General features: G+C 67.9%; 1 pseudogene. It reads left to right on the top strand.

Annotation, left to right across the window (positions count from 1 at the left end):
- Positions 1-237 (top strand): annotated as a pseudogene (locus WDW90_RS40385) (HlyD family type I secretion periplasmic adaptor subunit); the annotation flags it as partial.

Raw genomic sequence — 237 nt, 5'->3', positions numbered from 1 at the left:
GCCTTCATCACGCAGGAGCTCAAGGGCATCCGCGAGCTCTGGCAGAAGAACCTCGTGCCGATCTCGCGCATGACCAGCCTCGAGCGCGACGCGGCCCGCATCGAGGGCGAGCGCGGCAGCCAGATCTCCTCGATCGCCGAGGCGCGCGGCAAGCAGGCGGAGGTTCGGCTGCAGATCCTGCAGGTCGACCAGGACATGCGCAACGAGGTCAGCAAGGACCTCACCGACATCCGCGCC

Source organism: Methylobacterium nigriterrae, from assembly GCF_037106235.1.
GTDB lineage: Bacteria > Pseudomonadota > Alphaproteobacteria > Rhizobiales > Beijerinckiaceae > Methylobacterium > Methylobacterium nigriterrae.
Note: the sequence above shows the minus strand (reverse complement) of the source record. Positions and strands in the feature narration are given on the sequence as shown.